16 protein-coding genes are annotated in these 13,211 nt (G+C 60.7%); 7 read left to right on the top strand and 9 right to left on the bottom strand.

Translation table 11 applies throughout. From position 1 onward, the window contains the following. Nucleotides 1-65: 65 nt before the first annotated feature. The 7 genes from H4J77_RS14070 to H4J77_RS14040 are packed head-to-tail and all read right to left on the bottom strand — an operon-like array spanning nt 66 to nt 6,336. A complete protein-coding gene (locus H4J77_RS14070) occupies nt 66-1,421 on the bottom strand; it encodes an ATP-binding protein (RefSeq protein ID WP_182249015.1) in 1,356 nt (451 codons plus the stop codon). Continuing rightward, a complete protein-coding gene (locus tag H4J77_RS14065) occupies nt 1,418-2,080 on the bottom strand; it encodes a response regulator (protein WP_123890895.1) in 663 nt (220 codons plus the stop codon). The genes H4J77_RS14070 and H4J77_RS14065 overlap by 4 nt, the downstream gene beginning before the upstream one ends. A 3-nt stretch (nt 2,081-2,083) precedes the next feature. Next, entirely contained in the window at nt 2,084-2,713 is a 630-nt protein-coding gene (locus tag H4J77_RS14060; protein WP_123890896.1) for a tetratricopeptide repeat protein, read from the bottom strand. A 1-nt stretch (nt 2,714) separates the two neighbouring features. Then, a complete protein-coding gene (locus tag H4J77_RS14055; protein ID WP_123890897.1) occupies nt 2,715-3,539 on the bottom strand; it encodes an SDR family oxidoreductase in 825 nt (274 codons plus the stop codon). Continuing rightward, a complete protein-coding gene (locus H4J77_RS14050; protein ID WP_123890898.1) occupies nt 3,523-4,206 on the bottom strand; it encodes a TenA family transcriptional regulator in 684 nt (227 codons plus the stop codon). Before H4J77_RS14050 ends, H4J77_RS14055 begins: the two co-directional genes overlap by 17 nt. Then, nucleotides 4,203-5,663, bottom strand: a complete 1,461-nt coding sequence (locus H4J77_RS14045) for an AMP-binding protein (protein WP_182249013.1) — start codon at nt 5,661-5,663, stop codon at nt 4,203-4,205. Before H4J77_RS14045 ends, H4J77_RS14050 begins: the two co-directional genes overlap by 4 nt. Further along, nucleotides 5,650-6,336, bottom strand: coding sequence for a thermostable hemolysin (locus tag H4J77_RS14040; RefSeq protein ID WP_182249011.1), 687 nt, complete (start codon nt 6,334-6,336; stop codon nt 5,650-5,652). Before H4J77_RS14040 ends, H4J77_RS14045 begins: the two co-directional genes overlap by 14 nt. Nucleotides 6,337-6,672: 336 nt before the next feature. On the opposite strand from H4J77_RS14040, the gene gltS reads away from it, so the two are divergent. Continuing rightward, nucleotides 6,673-7,884, top strand: coding sequence for a sodium/glutamate symporter (gltS, locus tag H4J77_RS14035; RefSeq protein WP_158611305.1), 1,212 nt, complete (start codon nt 6,673-6,675; stop codon nt 7,882-7,884). Here gltS and H4J77_RS14030 read toward each other — a convergent pair. After that, entirely contained in the window at nt 7,874-8,323 is a 450-nt protein-coding gene (locus H4J77_RS14030; protein WP_123890902.1) for an OsmC family protein, read from the bottom strand. The two genes, gltS and H4J77_RS14030, sit on opposite strands and share 11 nt — an antisense overlap. Before the next feature lie 93 nt (nt 8,324-8,416). Between H4J77_RS14030 and H4J77_RS14025 the strand changes: the two genes are divergently transcribed. Genes H4J77_RS14025 through H4J77_RS14000 form a run of 6 tightly spaced genes read left to right on the top strand, consistent with a single transcriptional unit; the run spans nt 8,417 to nt 12,022 of the window. Next, on the top strand, nt 8,417-8,743 hold the full coding sequence (locus H4J77_RS14025; protein WP_123890903.1) for a helix-turn-helix transcriptional regulator: 327 nt from the start codon (nt 8,417-8,419) through the stop codon (nt 8,741-8,743). Beyond that, nucleotides 8,733-9,164: a YeeE/YedE family protein gene (locus H4J77_RS14020; RefSeq protein WP_123890904.1), complete on the top strand. Its 432-nt coding sequence runs from the start codon at nt 8,733-8,735 to the stop codon at nt 9,162-9,164. The genes H4J77_RS14025 and H4J77_RS14020 overlap by 11 nt, the downstream gene beginning before the upstream one ends. 2 nt (nt 9,165-9,166) lie before the next feature. After that, entirely contained in the window at nt 9,167-9,586 is a 420-nt protein-coding gene (locus tag H4J77_RS14015) for a YeeE/YedE family protein (RefSeq protein WP_123890905.1), read from the top strand. Further along, complete coding sequence (locus tag H4J77_RS14010; protein ID WP_182249009.1) at nt 9,583-11,328, top strand: SulP family inorganic anion transporter; 1,746 nt, start codon at nt 9,583-9,585, stop codon at nt 11,326-11,328. The genes H4J77_RS14015 and H4J77_RS14010 overlap by 4 nt, the downstream gene beginning before the upstream one ends. Before the next feature lie 2 nt (nt 11,329-11,330). Continuing rightward, nucleotides 11,331-11,516: a DUF2892 domain-containing protein gene (locus H4J77_RS14005; protein WP_123890907.1), complete on the top strand. Its 186-nt coding sequence runs from the start codon at nt 11,331-11,333 to the stop codon at nt 11,514-11,516. Nucleotides 11,517-11,551: 35 nt separating this feature from the next. Further along, complete coding sequence (locus tag H4J77_RS14000; RefSeq protein ID WP_182249007.1) at nt 11,552-12,022, top strand: cytochrome c; 471 nt, start codon at nt 11,552-11,554, stop codon at nt 12,020-12,022. Nucleotides 12,023-12,030: 8 nt separating this feature from the next. Here H4J77_RS14000 and H4J77_RS13995 read toward each other — a convergent pair whose 3' ends face one another. Continuing rightward, a complete protein-coding gene (locus H4J77_RS13995) occupies nt 12,031-12,708 on the bottom strand; it encodes a cytochrome b/b6 domain-containing protein (RefSeq protein WP_182249005.1) in 678 nt (225 codons plus the stop codon). Between the last annotated feature and the right edge of the window lie 503 nt (nt 12,709-13,211).

Genomic DNA, 13,211 nt, shown 5'->3' with positions numbered 1-13,211 from the left:
TCAGTCAAGCGTCTGGCTGAAACCAGCAATGTGCATTACCGTGATGATGCACGATTCAGTGGCTGCTAGATTGGCCACTCGACCCGCACCATCAGACCGCCGAGCGGGCTGTCGTTCAGGCTCAGGTTGCCGCGATGACGCTCGACAACGCGTTGTACTATGGATAGCCCCAGACCGGCACCCGGGCTGCTGCCCTGGGCGTGGAAGCGTTCCAGTAAGCGTTGCCGATCCGCCTCTGGCACGCCTTCACCGCTGTCCTCGACGCTGAGCACGATCCGTTGTTGCTGGCTGCTCAGGTTGACCCGTATCTGGCCGCCAGCGGGTGCATGCTGGATGGCGTTGCCGATCAGGTTCTGCAGCAGCATGGCTAGGCTGCCCGGCTCCATTTGCAGCTCGCTTGGCAGGTCAGGCGCGCTGTCAAAACTCAGCTCCTGCTGTTTGCGTAAAGCCAGTGGCAAGAGTTCGGCGACTTCGTTGCGACAGGTCTGCAGCAGGCCGACGCTGATGCGCTGGCGCTGTTGCTCATCGGCCAGGCGCGCCAGCGTCAGCATCTGTGAGACCAATCGGGTGGCGCGTTCCACCCCTTTACGCAGGTGCTCAAGGGCTTGATCACGCTCTGCCGGGTCACTGCTTTGCAGGGCGTTTTCGGCGTGTATCTGCAGCACCGCCAAAGGGGTACGCAGCTCGTGCGCGGCGTCGGCAATAAAGCGTTGTTCACGCGCCAGCAGTTGATTCACCTGCTCCAGCATACGGTTGAGCGCCGCCTGCATGGGCTCCAGTTCTTGCGGTAGATCGCTGAGCATCAGCGGCTTGAGACTGTTGGGTTCGCGCAGACGAATCAGCCGCGCCAGTTCATCCAGCGGCTTGAGACCTGAGCCGATGGCCAGCCAGACCAACAGCAGCAAGATGGGAATGCCGACCAGGTCCGGCACCAGGGTGCCGCGCACTATCTTGTCGACCAGCTCGCCGCGCACATCGCTGCGCTCGCCGACCCAGACGGCCAGCCCCGTTTCTGGCGATTGCAGGACATAACCGCGCCAGCGCCGACTGTCTTTTTGCGTATCCGCAAAGCCGGGTTGCCAGTCGGCGTCGGTCAGCTGTGGCACATTGAAGGAGCGCGCAATCACGGTACCGTCTGCGTTGCGTACCTGGTAGGCGAGCTTGCTTTCATAGGGATGCCCCAGCTTGGGATGACTGCTGGTGGTTTCGATCAGGGCCTGGGCCAGCTCTTCGGGTGCAATACTGGTTTGCGAGGTACTCAGCAGGGCGATGAGTACGCGCGCGTTTTGTCCGAGCTGGGCATCGAAGAGTTCTTCAACCTCGTGGCCGGCATCGTGATAGCCGACCCAGCCCATGGCCAGCGAGCCAGCCAGCAGCAGGCCCAGCACCCTGACCAGGATGCGTTTGCGAATCGACCTCATGCCTGGCGCTCAATCATGTAGCCGACACCGCGCAGGGTACGAATCAGGCCGCTGAAGAGTTTGCGCCGCAGGTGATGGATGTGGACTTCCAGGGTGTTGCTGTCGACGTCTTCATTCCAGCCATAGAGCGCTTGCTCCAGCCGATCGCGGGTCAGCACCCGGTCGGGCTGCGCCATCAGCTCGTGCAGCAGAATAAACTCCTTGCGTGACAGGCTGACCGGTTTGCCTTCCAGGGTGACCTGCTGGCTTTGCGGATCAAGTACGACGCCACGCAGGTTGATCAGCGGCTCGGCTCGGCCATTGCTGCGGCGCAGCAGGGCGCGCAGCCGGGCTTTTAATTCAGCGCTGTCGAACGGCTTGATCAGGTAGTCATCGGCGCCAGCGTCCAGCCCGGCGATGCGGTCCTGCACGCCGTCGCGGGCGGTGAGGATCAATACTGGCACCGCATGATGACGATCGCGCAGGGCACGCAGCACGGTCAGACCGTCCATGCGCGGTAGCCCCAGATCAAGAATCGCCAGGTCGAAGGGCTCGCTGCTCAGCGCGTGCAGCGCGCTGGTGCCGTCTTTCAGCCAGTCCAGGGTGTAGCCCTCGTTTTTCAGCGAGGTCAGGATGCCCTCGGCCAGAGAGGTATCGTCTTCAACCAGCAGCAGTCGCATGCGTTATCCGTTTGTCAGTTTGGTCAGGCGCTCACGGATTTCGGCTTGTCGGCCTTGATCGGCCAGCGGGCGTTCCGGGCGTGGCGCGGCAGCCTGTGCTTTGAGCAGTGCCGCTTTGGCTTCAGCATAGCGGTTCTGGTCGAGCAGGTAATCTGCCCAGAAGAAATTGCTGTCGATGCCGTCCGGGTTCAGCTCCAGTGCGCGCTTGAGCAAAGCCTCTGCCTGATCATCGTCGCCAAAGCCGATCGGCCAGCCGGGCACCTGGTAATAGAGTGCGCCGAGGCTGGTATAGGCCGAGCCGTTGAGCGCTTCAGGATCGATTGCCAGCGCTTTCTCCAGTTCGGCTTTGGCCTGTTTGACCTTGCCCAGCGCACCCAGACCACCTTCGGCTCCGGCCCAGCTGCTGAGAATGATGCCGTGCCAGATTAACGCGGGAGCGCTATCGGGTTCGTTTTGGCTGACTTGTTCAGCCTCGGCGGCGAGGGCTTCGAATGCGGCGGGTTTTTCCTTGTCGGGCAGTTGATACTGAATTTCCGCCCAGCGCTGTTGCAGCGGCGCAATATCGGCGGCCTGGCTGGTCAGGGTGAAAACGGTCAGCAGGCCGGTGACGAATAAACGAATCAGGGTGGGCATGTTAGTGGTCCTTGGCAGTGGAGAGGGTGCTAGCGGGTATGGCTGGGGTGGCATAGTGCTGAATGGTCGGCAACTGGCGGCGTAGCGCCTTGTCGATCAGGCGCGGCAGCAGGCCATTGAGACGCACCAGCAAGCGCTCGGGAAAGCCCAGATGCACTTCGCGCAGATCGGTCTCCAGCGCTTTTACCAGTTGCGCCGCAACCAGCTCGGGGCTGTCCATATTGACCTGCAGCTCTGCATTCATGGCTTCTACGGCGGCGCTGTTCATATCGGTTCGGGTCGCGCGCGGCGACATGTAAAGCACGCCTACGCGGGTATCCGCCAGCTCCCGGCGCAGGGCTTCAGAGAAACCGCGCAGGGCGAACTTGCTGGCGCAGTACACGCTGAAGCCCGGATAACCGATGGAGCCAAAGGTCGAGCCGATATTCACCACACCACTTTGCGGCTGCGCCCGCAGCAACGGCAGTAGCGCGCGGGTCAGTTGCAGGGTGGCGATCAGATTGGTCTGGATCAGATCCTCTATGGCGCTGTCCTGCATGGCTTCAAACAGGCCAAAGTGATTGATGCCGGCGGCGTTGATCAGCAAGTTGAAGCCGTCCATCAGCTGCGCTTCTTGCACGACGCGGGCGCGGTCAGCGGCGTTGCGCAGGTCAGCCTGCAAACAGCTGACCTGGCCATCAAAACGGGCAACCAGCGCCTGCAGGGCCTTATCCTGGCGGCCAACGACCAGTACCTGAGCACCGGCAGCGCAGAGTTCGGCGACCATCGCCTGGCCCATACCGCCGGTGGCGCCGGTGAGAATGACACGACTAGCCGAAAGCTGCATGGGGCACCTCCTGCTCGATATTGCCTGGCAGGCTGCGGAACATCTCGGCATACAGGCGGTAGATCACCTTGGCGGTGTGCAACACGGCGTCCCGGTCGGTATCGTTATCAATGCGGTTCACCAGGGTTTCGAAGAACTTCATGTGTTCCAGATCCAGCGAGCCGTGCGAGGACAGGTAACTGAAGGCCTGTGGCGGCAGCCCCAGACCTTGCTTCAGGCTACCGGCGGCCTGGGTTGCCAGGGCAATGCTGGTGCCTTCCAGTACAAAGACCATGCCCAGCATGGCGATCGGGTTAAGACGGTTAATCCGGTCGTACATGGTGCTGACCATGAGTTCGGTGGCCAATCCCGGCTTGCCATGGCGCACCGCCTCAGGATCGCCGCCGCAGGCGCGAATATCGTTGAGAATCCACTCCTGATGGCCGATCTCTTCTTCGATGTACTCGGCCATGGCTTCGCGCAGCCACTCGTGGTCCGCGTCCAGACGGGATCCGCAGGCCATCAGCAGCGGCACAGTATGGCGTACGTGATGGAATGCTTCGCTCAGAAAGGCGACGTAGCTGTGCTTTTGCGCTTCGCCGCGCAGGGCGGCCTGAATCATCGGTGACGCAAACAGGTACTCGCGTTCGGTTTGGGTTTGTTCTTGCAGGGTGTCGAAGAAGTTCATAGGGCAATGTCCTCGTTGATCAGACCCAGCAGCGCCGGGCGATAGTGTTCGATGATGTAGTTGCGGCGCAGGCGACCATTACTGGTCAGCTGGCCGTTAGCTGCTGAAAAGGGTTCGCTGGCGGTCAGCCAGGCGCCGATTTGCGCGTAGTCGGGTAACTCGCTGTTGGCACGGGCGATGGCCTGGGTAATGTCGTCGACACTGAAAGCAGTGCTGCGCGGGACAATCAGGGCCAGGTTGGTAGGCAGTGCTTCGCCATAGACCAGCACCTGAGCAATGGCCGGATGGCTGGTCAGCTCGGCCTCAACCCACTCGGGATTAACGTTGCGTCCGTAGGCGGTAATGAACTGATTTTTCTTGCGCCCGAGAATGCTTAGATAGCCATCCTCCAGCCGCCCGAGATCGCCGGTCGGCCAGTATTCGTCGCTACTGGCGGGTTCGCCGAGATAACCCAATGCGCGGGCGCCGCGCACCAGAATCTCGCCGTCGTCGGCCAGCTTGATATCGACATGCGGCAGTGGTTTTCCGACCGTGCCAGCGCGCTGGTAACCGGGGCGGTTAAGGCAGACCACAGAAGCACACTCGGAGAGGCCGTAGCCCTCAAATACCGGCAGCCCCAACTGCGTGGCACGCTCCAGCAGCGCGGGCGCGACCCGACCGCCGCCCACCGCGATAAAGCGCAGGCTTTGCGGCAAAGGTGCACCTGCATCGGCAGCCTGCAATAGCGCCTGCAGTAGTTGCGGGACCAGAATCAGGCTGTGTGGCTGATGTTGATTGAGCACCTGTAGCAGGCGCGGCATATCCAGTTGGCTGCCGTGCAGGCCGCTGTCTGCCGGTACCGTGATGCTGGCGCCGTTGAGCAGCGCGGTGTAGGCGCCCAGGTTATCCAGCAGTACGGCCAGCGGCAGCAGAATCAGATGTTGCTGCGGGTCCAAACTGCTGCAGGCGTCGCGCAGGCTGTCGGCCACTTGCAGCATAGCTTCGGCGGACAGGCACACGCCCTTGGGCGTACCGGTGGTGCCAGAGGTAAAGGTAATCTTGGCGGTGCCTGCTGGCATGCCTACTCCGAAGGGCGCACGTTGCCAGCCCAGTGAGGTGCTGGCAAAGCCTTGCTCGCGCATCAGCACGCCGTCGTCAGGCAGGCCAATCAGCGTGTCCACGCCAGCCGTGTGGAGCAAATGGCGGCGCTGTGCCGCAGTAAAGAAAGGCGCGATGGGCACGCAGGTCAGACCCGCGCGCAAAATCGCCAGATCCCACAGCAACCAGTCACGGCCATTGTTCAGCGCGAGGGCCACACAGCGGCAGCCGAGCGCGCGCAGGCGGTCGGCGCGCTGCTGAACCTCTGTGCTCAGGTCGGCATAGGCGATCCTGCCCTGCTCGTCGGCCAGCGCGATCTTGTCGGGACGCTGCTGGACGTGTTGCTCCAGCTGGTGCCAGAAGTGCTCAAGCGCAGTCATGGGCGACCTCCTGTTGGTCGGGCAGGTAGCAAGGTTGGTAGCTAAGTCGCTCGAAGGTGCCACGGCGCTGCAGCTGCGCCAGACCTTCCGGAATGTAGCCAGCCATGACGCGTGGCTGAGTAGCGTAATAGCTGCCCCAGTCGTGACGTGCCTCACCCAGGCGAGCAGGGTCGGCCGGGCCCAGATCGATAGGACTCAAGGTCAGGCGCTGGAAGCTGTTGAGCAACATCGGGGTGCCAGTAAATACCACCCAGGTGTAGCCGCTGGTGGCCAGATAGTGGGTGAGAGCGATGATCAGCAGGCGTCCAGCCCCGGGTGCCAGCGCCGCCAGATTGCCGACTTCGACGACCTGCTCGCGGTGGACTGGCAGATCGGTGCGCTGGCGGAGGATGTCGCCCACCGGCTGATCCAGGTAGTGCTCGAGAAACAGCGCGCCACTGGCGCCGCAGCGTATGCCGACGCTGGCTTGCAACTCGCCGCCCTGGCACAGGCCAAGCAGCTCGGGCATAAAATGGTGAACATCGGCACCGTAGGTGTTGGCGAAGCAATCGTGAACAAACTGCTCCAGACGGCCGCGTAGTGGGCCTTTGGCGCACTCCGGGGCGTGCAGCAGTGCGGCGTTATCGCCAAGGCGGGCGAGTTGCCGAGCCAGTAATGCAGGGGTCTGTGACATGGCGTTCCTCCTCATGTTGGGGAGGAGAATGGCGGGTGAATCTTAAGATCGGCTTAAGTGAAGCTCTGTTGATCGGCGTTTGCTGAATTTCTGTCATTCCAGCGCAGGCGGAGGACGTGGTTTCGGGTTTCAAGCCTGAAGGGGGGCTGCTGGTCGTGCGAGTTTTTGATTACCAATCAGATGGTCGAGTGTGCAGCTTGGCTCGTCGTAAAGGCGAAATACGCGGATGAAGAGCGCACCGATAACCATCCAAAAGCAAATGGCGTTTGCTCGCCTCCCCGCTCCTGTGTATATGCTTGTCCCCTGCCACTTATCGCCACCAACCCGAGACCTGTCATGGAACAGACTGCCCTGCTGATCAATACGCCGACCACGCTGGCGCTGACGGTAATTGCGTTGTGGTTGGGTTACTGGATCAACCAGCGGGTGAGTCTGTTCAGCCGCTATAACATTCCGGCGGCGGTCAGCGGCGGGCTGCCGGTTAGCGCGTTGGTGGCGCTGATTCAGCTGCTGAGCGGGCGCGAGATCCAGTTTGATCTGGAGCTGCGCAACCTGCTGTTGATTGCCTTTTTCAGCAGCATCGGCCTGTCTTCCCGGCTACGGCAGTTGCTGGACGGGGGCCGCGCGCTGGCGATCATGCTCGGGCTGGCAGTGGTATTTCTGCTTTGTCAGAACCTCGTTGGCACCTTGCTGGCGCTGGGGCTGGATCAGAGCCCGCTTTACGGCCTGATCGGTGGCAGTATTTCGCTGGCGGGAGGGCATGGTACGGCGCTGACCTGGGGGGCGCTGTTTGAGGAGCACTTTGCGCTGGCCGATGCCAGCAGCCTTGGGCTGGCGATGGCGACTGCGGGACTGATCAGCGGTGGCCTGCTCGGCGGGCCGGTCGCGGCCTGGCTGATTCGTCGCCATGGTTTGGTCAGTACCGAGGTGGAAGCCGAACTGCCGCATCTGGCATCGCCAGGCAGAACCACCTACCTGATCGACCTCGATCATCTGCTCACCGCCGTGCTGCTGATCGCCCTGTGCTTTGCCCTTGGCGCCAGCGTCTATGACTGGCTGTCCGGGCTTGGGCTGCGGCTACCGGCGTTTCTGACCTCGATGTTTCTTGGCATTCTGCTGGCCAATCTGCTCGATATTGCCGGCGTTGAGGTAGATGCCAGACCTGTGCAACTGGCCGGCGACCTGAGCCTGCAGCTATTTCTGGGTATGAGCCTGATCAGCCTGCCGTTGCTGTCGCTGCAGAGCGCCTTTGGCTTGATCGGCGTGATGCTGCTTATCCAGGGCGTGGTGACGGTATTGTTTACCGTCTTTCTGGTCTTTCCGCTGCTTGGTCGTAACTACGATGCGGCGTGCATCAGTGCGGGCTTTATCGGTATGGGGCTGGGCGCAACGCCGGTCGGCATCGCCAACATGGACGCGCTGACCAGTCGCTATGGACCCAGCCCCAAGGCCTATCTGGTGATCCCGCTGCTGGGCGCCTTCTTTATCGATATCGCCAACGCCACGCTGGTGCAGATGTTGCTGGGTTTCAAGCTGTTCAACCCTTGAGCAGCACGCCCTCGCTATCAAGCACCTTGAGCTGGATCGGCAGCGCGGTAACCACACTCTGGGATACCGTACAGAACTGCTCAAACTGATCGAGAATGCGCTCCAACCGCTGAAACTGGGCGGCGGGGTGGCCCAGATGCAGGGTTACGTCAACGCCCACCACGCGCAGATGATTATCATCGTTGCGGCCTAAATGTCCGACCGCCTCAGTGCGGATACCGTCATTGGGCTGATGGAACTTGCCCAGCGCAAACACCAGGCTATCACTCAGACAGTTACCCAGTGCAGTGACCAGCAACTGGGCCGGGCTCGGCCCCTGGTTGCCGCCCAAGGGGGCTGGTTCATCGGTAATCAGGTCGGGGGTATCGCCCTCGTACTGGGCCAGAAAGCGATAGTTCTCCTGCTGCTGCAAAGCCACTTCAACGCGGTTATCACCCATGATGTGCTCCGAAAGTGATGAGTTGGTTGCAGTCAATCTATTTTTTTATATATTGTATGTCAATAAAGTGTTCACGAGACCCTGCCCGACTGTATGAATAATCAAATCGATATCAATCGCCTCTCCAGCGCCGCTGATCAGGCTCAACAACTGCTCAAGGCGTTAGCCAACCGTGACCGCCTGCTGCTGCTCTGCCAACTGGTGGAGGGCGAGCGCAGCGTTGGTGAACTCGAGCAAATGCTGGGCATTATGCAGCCTACCCTGTCGCAGCAGCTGGCGGTATTGCGCCGCGAAGGTTTGGCGGCTACCCGCCGTGAAGGTAAGCAGGTTTATTACCGTGTCGCCAGTGCACAAGCGCTGGCGGTTCTTAACACCCTCTATGGCCTGTTCTGTGCCGAGGAAACATCCAATGCAGATTGACTGGGTTGCGTTCACCCCCTGGAGCGCGTTGGCCGGTGGTGCGCTGATTGGTGCGGCTGCCGCCATGCTGATGCTGTTTAACGGCCGGATTGCTGGTATCAGCGGATTGGTCGGCCGCCTGCTGATACCGCAGGCCGGTAACCGCGAAGCCCTGCTCTTTGTGGTTGGGCTCTTGCTGGCGCCCTGGCTGTATCAGCTGGCGGGGGGCGATATCAAAGTGGAGGTTGCCGCGGGCCCCGTGGCGCTGGTGATTGCCGGCCTGCTGGTGGGCTTTGGTTCACGGCTTGGCTCGGGTTGTACCAGTGGGCACGGGGTATGCGGCCTGGCGCGCCTATCGCCGCGCTCGTTGGCGGCTACGCTGAGCTTTATGGGCGCCGGTTTTATCTGCGTTTTCGTCCTCCGTCACCTGTTGGGAGTCTAAGCATGCGCGCATTGATTGCATTGGCCAGTGGGCTGGTATTCGGCTTCGGCCTGCTGCTCTCGGGTATGGCCAACCCGGCCAAGGTGTTGGGCTTTCTTGATCTGGCTGGCGCCTGGGACCCTTCGTTGGCGCTGGTAATGATCGGGGCTATTGCCGTGGCCTTTATTCCTATGCAGTGGACTCAGCGCAGTGGCGTGACCCTGCGTGGTGAAGCAGCGCAAATACCGACTAATCGCCAAATCGACCGGCGACTGATCATCGGCAGCCTGGTGTTTGGTGCTGGCTGGGGCGTAGCTGGATTCTGCCCCGGTCCGGGTCTGGTCGCCGCATCGGCGCTGGTGCCGCAGGCGCTGCTGTTCGTGGCCGCCATGCTGGCGGGTATGTGGTTGTTCAGCTGGTATGAGCGGCGGGGGACTGCATGAGCGATAGCCCGCGTCTGCAGCCGCCCGGTAGCGACGCGCTGCTCGGCTGGCTTACGCATTACCGTCGCGCCTGGTTCGGTGGCGATCTGACCGCCGGTCTGGTGCTTAGCATTATGGTGATTCCGCAGAGCATGGCTTACGCCATGTTGGCGGGTATGCCGGTACAGGTAGGTCTATACGCCAGTCTGCTGCCGTTATTGGGTTACGCGTTCTTTGGCAGCAGCATGAGCATGTCGGTCGGCCCGGTGGCGGTGACCGGGTTGATGACGGCCACCCTGTTAGCGCCGCTGGCAGAGGTCGGCTCGGCGGATTATATGCAGCTGGCCATCTGGCTGGCGCTGTTTTCCGGCGCATTGCTGTTTGCCTTTGGCCTGCTGCGGCTGGGCTTTCTCGCCAACTTTCTCAGCCACCCGGTGATCAGTGGCTTCATCAGCGGCGCGGCGATACTCATTGTGCTGAGTCAGTTGCCCAAGCTGGCGGGCCTGCGTAATTGGCCCGATAATCCGGCAACTTTGCTCGACAGCTGGCACACCAGCAACAGCCTGGTGCTGGCCATGGGCATCGCTGCCCTGCTCTGGCTGGTCTACGCCCGCGCCTGGTTAGCCGGGCATCTGCGCGGCATGGGGCTGCCCGAGCTGCTAGCTAATCTGGCCGCCCGGCTGGCGCCGATTCTGGTGGTCGTGCTGGCCGTGGCCGCTACCCTGCAGTTTGGTCTCAGCGCGCACGGGGTGCCGGTGGTGGGTGAGATTCCCGCCGGGCTGCCGTCGTTGGTGTGGCAGACGCCGGATACTGGAGCGCTCCGCTCGCTATTGATCCCGGCGGTGCTGATCAGTCTGGTGACCTTTGTCGAAAGCGTGTCTATCGCTCAGTCGCTGGCGCGGCGCAAACGCCAGAGTATTAACCCCGACCGCGAGCTACTGGGGTTGGGCGCGGCCAACCTTGGCTCCGGCTTGACTGGCGGCTTTGCTGTGGCCGGGGGCTTCTCGCGCTCCAGTGTGAACATCGAGGCGGGCGCCAATACACCCTTGGCCGGGGTGATTGCTGCGGTGATGATTGCCGGTATTCTGCTCACGGTCGCGCCCTTGTTTGCCTACCTGCCACAGGTGATGCTGGCCGTGGTGATCATAGTCGCAGTGGTGCCCTTGATTGATTTACGCAGCCTGGCGCGGGCTTGGCGTTACGACCGCGCAGAGGGCCTCACGCTGCTCAGCACCTTGTTGGGTGTGCTCATACTCGGCGTTGAAGGCGGCATTATTCTTGGCGTGTGCTGGTCCATCGTCGCGCAGTTGTGGCGCGGCAGCCGCCCGCACGTTGCTGTGGTGGGCCGGGTGCCGGACACCAGCTACTTTCGCAACACCAAGCGCCATCTGGTGGAAACCGTGCCGCAGCTGCTGGCACTGCGCATTGACGAAAATATCTTCTTCGCCAATACCAAAGCGGTGGAACAGGCCATTTATCAGGCGCTGGCAGACTATCCTGACACCCGAGAAGTGTTACTGATTTTGTCAGCGGTTAACCATATCGACAGTACCGGACTGGACATGCTCAGCGAGCTGACCGAAGGGTTGGCCGAGCGCGATATCCATCTGCATCTCGCGGAGGTCAAGGGCCCGGTGATGGATCACTTGCAGCAAACCGACTGGATGCAGCGTCAGGTAGACGAGCTGTTCCCTAGTACTGATATTGCATTCAACACCCTGGGCAAGCTGAAAAGGCCCTCTCCTGAACCAACAGAGTCATAGTCATGAAAACCAATGTAGGTACTATTGATCGTGTTATACGCATTCTTCTGGGTCTGCTACTGATTGGCCTGAGCCTGACCGGAACCATAGGTCTCTGGGGGTGGATCGGTGTTGTGCCACTGGCTACCGGAGTGATGCGTTTTTGCCCGCTGTATCCGCTGCTGGGCATCAGTACCTGCAGCAAGTGAGCTGCTGGCACATCAAAAACGAAAAGGAGTTTTATATGAAATCCGTGATTACTACGCTACTTGGCGGTACTTTGCTGGTCGTCAGCCTGTCGGCTGCGGCAGCTCAGCTGTCTCCGGAAGATCAGATTGAAACCCGCAAGGCCGGTTTTACCTACATGGCCTGGAATATGGGCAAGATCAAGGCGCAGGTGATTGATGAGAGCGTCGAATACAATCCCGAGCAAGTCAGTGCGGCGGCCAATGCTATAGCCGCTATCGCCAACTCCGGCATGGGCGCGCTCTTTGGTCCGGGCACCGACCAGGATGTAGGCAAGCAGGTAACCCGCGCCGATCCGGCGTTGTTTGCGAACATGAACGATATGGCCGAGCTGGCCGGTAACCTGGGTACCGCATCAGATAATCTGGTCGCTGCCGCAGCAACGGGCGATGCTTCAGCCGTGCGGGTCGCCTTTGGTGAAGTGGGCAAGAGCTGCAAGGCCTGCCATGACAAGTACCGCCTGGACTGAAGCGCGGTTTACCAGGCAGGCACCGCCGGAGCCGGCGGCGGGGCAGGAATCCAACTGCCCCACGCCAGCCAGACCATGCCAATGGCAATGATCAGCGCAATGCTCAATGCCAGCCCGCCACCGCTTTCAACCTCGGTTTGCGGTTGCTGCGTCAGCGTCTTGCGACCATGTAGCATGGCGCCCACCAGCTTTTTGCCGCGCAAGCGGTAGACCACGATGGCCAGAATGTGCAGGCCAATCACCACATAGATTAGCTCCTCGGTGGAGCGGTGCCAGCCGCTCAGCAGCGAGATCACATCGCTGTCTACCAGCCGCGTTAACGGCCCGTAAAAGGCTACATCATCACTGGAAAACAGCCCTGTCAGCGCCTGAAAGGCAAAGAGCCCAAGCATGGCAAAGACCGAGAAAGCGCCGAGCGGATTGTGCCCCAGCTCTTGCCACTGGCCGCGCAGGTACTGGGAAACACGTGAAGGCGTTGGGAAGAAATTGCCGAAGCGAGCATAGGTGCCGCCCACCAGCCCCCACACCAGACGGAAGGTCAGCAGCCCTAAAACGGACAGGCCAAAACGCTCGTGCCAGACCATCCAGTTGCCACCCAAACTGACCGTCACCAGAGCACCCGTGACGCATAGCGCCAACAGCCAATGAAACAGACGAAGAGGAAGGTCCCAGACGACAATTTGCATGGATTACTCACTGCGTTTTAAACAAGCGTTGAAGGCTAACGCCTCCGGGCGGTGCTCGCAAGACTTGGCGGCCTTTGAGTGAGCCACATCGCTAGCAGAGGTTTTTGTCTCACTGGCGAACAGAATCTCACTCTCAGTGCGCGGGCACGCTTAAAACCGCGTGCTGCTTGGCTTTCAGGCTCACAACTATATAAATCAGTGGGCTGCGTAAGTATCGGTCACCGCAAAGGCCGGTTTGACAGGAAAAACACTGCGCAAGGAAAAACATCATAATGACATTACTTGGACTGCTGCTTATTATTCAGCGGCTAGATCTGAAGTACATCAAAAAAAACAAATGAAGAAGGAATCTTCAAACATGATGTTGATGAAAAAAATGGTTCATCGCGGATTAGCGGGAATTTAGTAGGGACGGCGGACAAGCTGGGTTAAGTTTGGGTCACCACAACACCAACCAGACCCAACTGCCGCCGTCGCTATGGATGCTAAACTTCTTGACCTCT

The sequence above is a fragment of the Pseudomonas sp. 5Ae-yellow genome (assembly GCF_014077575.1).
In the GTDB taxonomy this organism is placed as follows: domain Bacteria; phylum Pseudomonadota; class Gammaproteobacteria; order Pseudomonadales; family Pseudomonadaceae; genus Halopseudomonas; species Halopseudomonas neustonica.
This window is presented reverse-complemented; position numbering and strand designations above follow the sequence as displayed.

What these genes read in the sequence shown, in the direction of transcription:
- H4J77_RS14070 (WP_182249015.1), bottom strand. Translation starts at nt 1,421, where the DNA reads ATGAGGTCGATTCGCAAACGCATCCTGGTCAGGGTGCTGGGCCTGCTG.
- H4J77_RS14025 (WP_123890903.1), top strand. Translation starts at nt 8,417, where the DNA reads ATGAATAATCAAATCGATATCAATCGCCTCTCCAGCGCCGCTGATCAG.
- H4J77_RS13995 (WP_182249005.1), bottom strand. Translation starts at nt 12,708, where the DNA reads ATGCAAATTGTCGTCTGGGACCTTCCTCTTCGTCTGTTTCATTGGCTG.
- H4J77_RS14000 (WP_182249007.1), top strand. Translation starts at nt 11,552, where the DNA reads ATGAAATCCGTGATTACTACGCTACTTGGCGGTACTTTGCTGGTCGTC.
- H4J77_RS14065 (WP_123890895.1), bottom strand. Translation starts at nt 2,080, where the DNA reads ATGCGACTGCTGCTGGTTGAAGACGATACCTCTCTGGCCGAGGGCATC.
- H4J77_RS14020 (WP_123890904.1), top strand. Translation starts at nt 8,733, where the DNA reads ATGCAGATTGACTGGGTTGCGTTCACCCCCTGGAGCGCGTTGGCCGGT.
- gltS (WP_158611305.1), top strand. Translation starts at nt 6,673, where the DNA reads ATGGAACAGACTGCCCTGCTGATCAATACGCCGACCACGCTGGCGCTG.
- H4J77_RS14030 (WP_123890902.1), bottom strand. Translation starts at nt 8,323, where the DNA reads ATGGGTGATAACCGCGTTGAAGTGGCTTTGCAGCAGCAGGAGAACTAT.
- H4J77_RS14005 (WP_123890907.1), top strand. Translation starts at nt 11,331, where the DNA reads ATGAAAACCAATGTAGGTACTATTGATCGTGTTATACGCATTCTTCTG.
- H4J77_RS14050 (WP_123890898.1), bottom strand. Translation starts at nt 4,206, where the DNA reads ATGAACTTCTTCGACACCCTGCAAGAACAAACCCAAACCGAACGCGAG.
- H4J77_RS14045 (WP_182249013.1), bottom strand. Translation starts at nt 5,663, where the DNA reads ATGACTGCGCTTGAGCACTTCTGGCACCAGCTGGAGCAACACGTCCAG.
- H4J77_RS14040 (WP_182249011.1), bottom strand. Translation starts at nt 6,336, where the DNA reads ATGTCACAGACCCCTGCATTACTGGCTCGGCAACTCGCCCGCCTTGGC.
- H4J77_RS14055 (WP_123890897.1), bottom strand. Translation starts at nt 3,539, where the DNA reads ATGCAGCTTTCGGCTAGTCGTGTCATTCTCACCGGCGCCACCGGCGGT.
- H4J77_RS14010 (WP_182249009.1), top strand. Translation starts at nt 9,583, where the DNA reads ATGAGCGATAGCCCGCGTCTGCAGCCGCCCGGTAGCGACGCGCTGCTC.
- H4J77_RS14060 (WP_123890896.1), bottom strand. Translation starts at nt 2,713, where the DNA reads ATGCCCACCCTGATTCGTTTATTCGTCACCGGCCTGCTGACCGTTTTC.
- H4J77_RS14015 (WP_123890905.1), top strand. Translation starts at nt 9,167, where the DNA reads ATGCGCGCATTGATTGCATTGGCCAGTGGGCTGGTATTCGGCTTCGGC.